The sequence below is a fragment of the Saccharopolyspora sp. genome, assembly GCF_017434145.1.
Classification (GTDB): domain Bacteria; phylum Actinomycetota; class Actinomycetes; order Mycobacteriales; family Pseudonocardiaceae; genus Saccharopolyspora_C; species Saccharopolyspora_C galaxeae.
The window spans coordinates 1-5152 of record NZ_JAFRFW010000079.1; the positions used below are offsets into that span (position 1 = coordinate 1).

At 70.7% G+C, this 5152-nt stretch carries 7 protein-coding genes, 1 pseudogene and 1 riboswitch; all 8 genes and pseudogenes read left to right on the forward strand.

Annotation, left to right across the window (positions count from 1 at the left end):
• Positions 1–234: pseudogene (locus IJH84_RS01960) on the forward strand (cell division protein FtsZ); the annotation flags it as partial.
• 114 nt (positions 235–348) lie between these two features.
• On the forward strand, positions 349–1068 hold the full coding sequence (gene pgeF / locus IJH84_RS01965) for a peptidoglycan editing factor PgeF (protein ID WP_295139560.1): 720 nt from the start codon (positions 349–351) through the stop codon (positions 1066–1068).
• Entirely contained in the window at positions 1065–1802 is a 738-nt protein-coding gene (locus IJH84_RS01970; RefSeq protein WP_295139562.1) for a YggS family pyridoxal phosphate-dependent enzyme, read from the forward strand. Before pgeF ends, IJH84_RS01970 begins: the two co-directional genes overlap by 4 nt.
• Before the next feature lie 70 nt (positions 1803–1872).
• A complete protein-coding gene (locus IJH84_RS01975) occupies positions 1873–2508 on the forward strand; it encodes a cell division protein SepF (RefSeq protein ID WP_295139565.1) in 636 nt (211 codons plus the stop codon).
• Between the two features lie 19 nt (positions 2509–2527).
• The gene (locus IJH84_RS01980; protein ID WP_200070020.1) at positions 2528–2824 is read left to right on the forward strand and encodes a YggT family protein; all 297 of its coding nucleotides are present in this window, start codon (positions 2528–2530) and stop codon (positions 2822–2824) included.
• Between the two features lie 62 nt (positions 2825–2886).
• Positions 2887–3723: a DivIVA domain-containing protein gene (locus IJH84_RS01985; RefSeq protein WP_200070019.1), complete on the forward strand. Its 837-nt coding sequence runs from the start codon at positions 2887–2889 to the stop codon at positions 3721–3723.
• Between the two features lie 81 nt (positions 3724–3804).
• The gene (locus IJH84_RS01990; protein ID WP_295139568.1) at positions 3805–4296 is read left to right on the forward strand and encodes a hypothetical protein; all 492 of its coding nucleotides are present in this window, start codon (positions 3805–3807) and stop codon (positions 4294–4296) included.
• Positions 4297–4382: 86 nt separating this feature from the next.
• Positions 4383–4498: riboswitch (SAM riboswitch) on the forward strand.
• A gap of 43 nt (positions 4499–4541) precedes the next feature.
• Positions 4542–5152, forward strand: a 611-nt coding sequence (locus IJH84_RS01995) for an aminotransferase class V-fold PLP-dependent enzyme (RefSeq protein WP_295139570.1), incomplete at its 3' end; no start/stop codon positions are given.

Consider the following 5152-nt stretch of genomic DNA (forward strand, 5'->3'; position numbering starts at 1 on the left):
CAGGGCGAGCAGCCGTCCGCGCCGGACTACGAGCAGCGGCCCGGCCAGGAGCAGCAGCGGCCGGCATACGGGGAAGGCGCGGCGCCCAGCGTCTCGGTACCGACCCGGTCCAGCGGCGGCTATCCGACACACACCGGCAACCAGGGCATGAGCGGTTCGCTGCCGCAACGCCCGATGCCGGTCGCCGACGACAACGACGACGACGTGGACATTCCCCCCTTCATGCGGCGGTGATCGCCGCAGCGGCATGGGCGAGAATCGGCACCGGGGCGAGGTTTCGCCCCGGTGCCCGTTCGTGCGGGCACCCTTCGTCGGCCGGGGCGCAGCCCCGGAGCAGGGAGGCACAGGGTGCGGATCCGGCGCGTGATCACCACGCGGGAAGGCGGCAGTTCCGGGCCGCCGTTCGACTCGTTCAACCTCGGCGGCCGCGTCGGTGACGACCCCGCCGCGCTGGTTGCCAACGAGCGCAAGCTCGCCGAGGGCATCGGGCTCGGCCGGGAACGGCTGGTGTGGATGGAGCAGCTCCACGGCAGGCACGCGGCGCTGGTCGACGGTGCGCAGCCGGAGCCGGTGGAGGCCGCGGACGGGTTGGTGACCGCGCAGCCGAACCTGGCACTGGCGGCGCTGGTCGCGGACTGCGTGCCGGTGCTGCTCGGTGATCCGGTCAGCGGCGTCGTCTCCGCGGTGCACGCCGGGCGGGTCGGTGCCCGGGTGGGCGTGCTGGTCGCCGCGCTCAAGACGATGCAGCAGGCCGGAGCGCACGTCGACCGCGTCGAGGCACTGCTCGGCCCCGCTGCCTGCGGCGAGTGCTACGAGGTGCCGGCCGCGATGCGCGACGACGTCGAGCAGCACCTGCCGGGCAGCGCCTGCCGCACTCGCAAGGGAACTCCCGGCCTGGACCTGCGCGCGGGGCTGTGGGAGCAGCTCGCGGGCGCGGGCATCGGCAAGATCGGGGTTGATCCGCGCTGCACGATGGAAACCCGGGAACTGTTCAGCCATCGCCGCGACGGACCCCGCACCGGTCGCTTCGCGGCCGTCGTGTGGGCCGAACCCGAGGAGGGGCCGTGACCGACGACGACTGTCGCCGCGCGGAGCTGGCGGAGTCGCTCAAAGAGGTCCACGAGCGCCTCGCCGCGGCGTGCCACGCCGCCGGTCGTGCGCCGGCTGAGGTCGAGCTGCTGGCGGTCACCAAGACGTTCCCGGCGCGCGACGTTGCGCTACTGTCCGACCTGGGATTGCGGGAGTTCGCGGAGAACCGCGAGCAGGAGGCGCGCGGCAAGGTCGCCGAGTTCGACGAGTTGCGCCCGCGCTCCGGCGCCCGCTGGCACATGGTCGGCCAGCTGCAGCGGAACAAGGCGCGTTCGGTGGTGCGCTGGGCGGACGTCGTGGAGTCGGTGGACAGTCCGCGCCTGGTCGAGGCGTTGGACCGGGCGACGGCGAACGCGCTCGCAGCGGGGGAGCGGACACGCCCGCTCGAAGTTCTCGTTCAGGTGAACTTGGACGAGGCGCGGGGCCGCGGCGGGTGCCCACCTGCGGAGGTCAGGTCACTCGCAGAGGTGATCACGACGACGAGTGAGCTGCGGTTGCGGGGAGTGATGGCGGTGGCTCCGCAGCACGTCCGGCCGGAAGTGGCGTTCGACACACTTTCCGAGATCGCCGCACGGCTGCGCCAGGATCACCCCGAGGCTGAAGAAATCTCGGCGGGCATGAGCGGAGATCTGGAGAGTGCCGTAGCGCACGGGTCCACGCGAGTGCGTGTCGGAACAGCGTTGCTAGGAGGCCGCGGGCTAATCTCGCCGTAGCCAGCGGCGGGGGGTCGACGGCCGGTCGTACCGCGCTCGGCTCGTAGGAGTCGCGGAGGAAGGTCATGCCATGAGCGCTCTGCACAAGCTGAAGGCATATTTCGGCATGGTCCCGGCCGACGAGATCGAGGAATTCGAGGACGAGACCTACGCCGACCGCCAGTACGACCGCCACCCGGTCGACGACGGCTACGACGCCCCGGCCGACCGGATCGGCGGGCGCCGCCGCGTCGGCGTGCGCGGCGGTTACCAGCCGGAACCCGCGAGCGAGCCCTACGAGGACGTGCCGCGCGCGGACGATCACCGGGAGGTGAAGCCCCCGGTCCGCAGGCAGTGGCCCGCGGAGGCGCCGTCCCGCCCGGCGGGCGGCGAACGCGAGTCGGTCTCCCGGCTGCGCGCGGTCACCGACACCGGCAGCATGTTCAACTTGAGCAAGATCACAACGCTGCATCCGCGCAGTTACAGCGAGGCGCGCACGATCGGCGAGCAGTACAGGGACGGCAGTCCGGTGATCATGAACCTGACCGAGATGGACGAAGCGGACGCCAAGCGGCTGGTCGACTTCGCCGCAGGTCTGGCCTTCGCGCTGCGCGGTTCGATCGAGAAGGTCACCAACCGGGTGTTCTTGCTCTCACCGCCGAACGTGGACGTCGCGGCCGAGGACAAGCGCAAGCTCGCCGAGGGCGCCTTTTTCAACTACGGGTGACCGGTGGCAGAGTTGAACCGTGGAACTGCTCCTGATCATCCTTTACTACGCGGTCTTCTTCTTCTGGCTGCTGCTCACGGCCCGTATCGTGATCGAACTCGTCCGGGTGTTCGCCCGCGACTGGCGCCCCGCTGGAGGGGTTGCAATCGCGTTGGAGAGCATCTACACAGTGACCGACCCGCCCGTCCGGCTGCTACGTCGGGTGATCCCGACGGTCCGGATCGGCGGAGTGGGGCTGGACCTATCCATTATGGTGCTGCTGCTGGTTGTGTACATACTGATGCAGCTGCTGTTGAGGTTGCTGCTGGGACATTGAGCGAAGTCCGGGTAACGGGGAACCCGGGTGACCCGCAGCCGAAGAGTGCGTGAGGTGATCTTGTGGGCCTGACCCCCGCCGACGTGCATAACGTCGCGTTCAGTAAACCGCCGATCGGGAAGCGCGGCTACAACGAGGACGAGGTGGACGCGTTCCTCGACCTCGTCGAAGCCGAGCTCGCCCGGTTGGTGGAGGAGAACAACGACCTGCGCAGCCAGGTTGAGCAGCTGGAGAACCAGCTGCAGACCGCGCAGGTCGACCTCGACGACGCCCGCAGCCAGGCGTCCGCGGTCCCCGCCGCTCCCGCCGCCCCCGCTCCGGCGGAAGAACCGCGTCGGCTCGCGCCGGTCCCGGCCCCGACCGCTGCCGAGCAGACCTCCCCGGGTGGAGATCACCACGTGCAGGCCGCGAAGGTGCTGGGCCTGGCGCAGGAGATGGCCGACCGGCTGACCGGTGAGGCGAAGGCCGAGGCCGACGGGATGCTCTCGGAGGCCCGCACCAAGTCCGAGCAACTGCTCTCGGACGCCCGGGCGAAGTCCGAAAGCATGGTCAACGAGGCCCGCACCCGGGCCGAGACGATGCTCAACGACGCGCGCACGCGCGCGGAGACCCTGGAGCGGCAGGCCCGCGAGAAGGCCGCCGGTCTGGAACGCGATGCCCAGCGCAAGCACGCCGAGGTGATGGGCAACATCACCCAGGAGAAGAACGCGCTGGAGAAGAAGATCGACACGCTGCGCACCTTCGAGCGCGAATACCGCACGAGGTTGCAGACCTACCTGGAATCGCAGCTGCGTGAACTGCAGGACCGCGGGTCGGCGGCTCCTGCCGAGAGCAACGGTCGCAGCTCGGCCCAGCAGAACACCTACAGCTTCGGCGCCCGCGCGGCAGAGGCGGGCTAGTCGGCGTTCCCGGACGCCGCCCGTGCACGGTGAGCGTGGCGAGGGCGTCACAGGCGGTCGTTCGGTGAGTGGGAGTCCGACGTGTTGTTGGTGGTTCTGGCGCTGGTCCTGGCCGCAGCCGGTGTCCTGGTGACCTCGGTGGTGATCGGCAGCCCCGCGTGGTCGTGGCTGTCGGTCGTGTTGTGCGCGGTGTGCGCGGTCCTGCTCGTGGTGGACCGGCTCCGACGGCGACGGGAGGCGAGCTCGTCGCCGTCGGGGCCCGGCCCCGCAGTGCCCGCGGATGATTCCAGGGAGGGAACGGCCGCGCAGTCCGCGACGGCCGAGGACGGTTCGGGGGACGAACCGGCCGAGGAGGACACCGACGCGGCGGACGCGCTGCTGGTGTCCGAATCGGACGAAGAAGTGGTCGTGGTCGACGAACGCCCGCGATACCACTTGGCCGCGTGCGGCTGGCTCGGCGACCGCGAGGTGCTGAGCCTGCCGGTGCGCGAAGCCCGCGAACTGGGCTTCACCTCCTGCGCCCGCTGCACGCCCGACGCCGTGCTGGCGGGACAGGCGCGGACCGCGGGCTGACGTACCGCGGGCTGCCAGCTGGCTGCCGCGCACACCGATACCCGGTGGCGGCGGACCTAACAGCGTGTTCTAACCTCTTGATCGAAGGTCATGAGTGCCAGCGGTAAACCCCGGTTTGCTGGCCGGCAACCCTCCGACCGCGGTGGGGTGCCCCGGGTGAGGACCTGGCCGGTCGCGTGCGGCGATCCGGCAAGCGCGGGCCTGGCACGGACGCTGGCGGGTCCGGAGTGACCCGAGGAGATGTCGTGTCGTCAGCCGTCGAGCATCCGCAGCAGTCCGATGTGGACGTCGAAGTGCCCGGTGTGGTCGGTAGCGGACTGCGGGTGCCGCTGATCACCGGTGGCACCGCCGAGTACGCCAACCTCGATCACGGGGCCAGCGCGCCGTGCCTGACCGCGGTCCGCGACGCCGTCGACGCGTTGCTGCCCTGGTACGCCAGCGTGCATCGCGGCGCGGGATTCGCCTCCCAGGTCTGCACGCGGGTTTACGAAAGCGCCCGGGACGTTCTGCGCCGGTTCGTCGGCGCGCGCCGCGATGACTCCGTGATCTTCACGCGGAACACGACCGACGCGGTGAACCTGCTGGCGGCGGCCGTGCCGGACGGAACGTCCGTGGTGGTGTTCGACACCGAGCACCACGCGGCGCTGCTGCCCTGGGGAAGCGAGGTCCGGCGGCTCGGCATCCCGGCGAGCGCGGACGAAGCCGTGCGGGCGCTCGACGAAGCGCTCGCGGATTGCCCGGAAGGGCCGAAGCTCGCGGTGCTCACCGGTGCTTCCAACGTCACCGGTGAACTCTGGCCGGTCGCCGAACTCGCGCGGGTCGCGCGGCGGCGCGGTGCCCGCACGTTGCTGGACGC

Coding starts and splice junctions, on each gene's coding strand:
- IJH84_RS01975 (WP_295139565.1), top strand. CDS start 1,873: ATGAGCGCTCTGCACAAGCTGAAGGCATATTTCGGCATGGTCCCGGCC.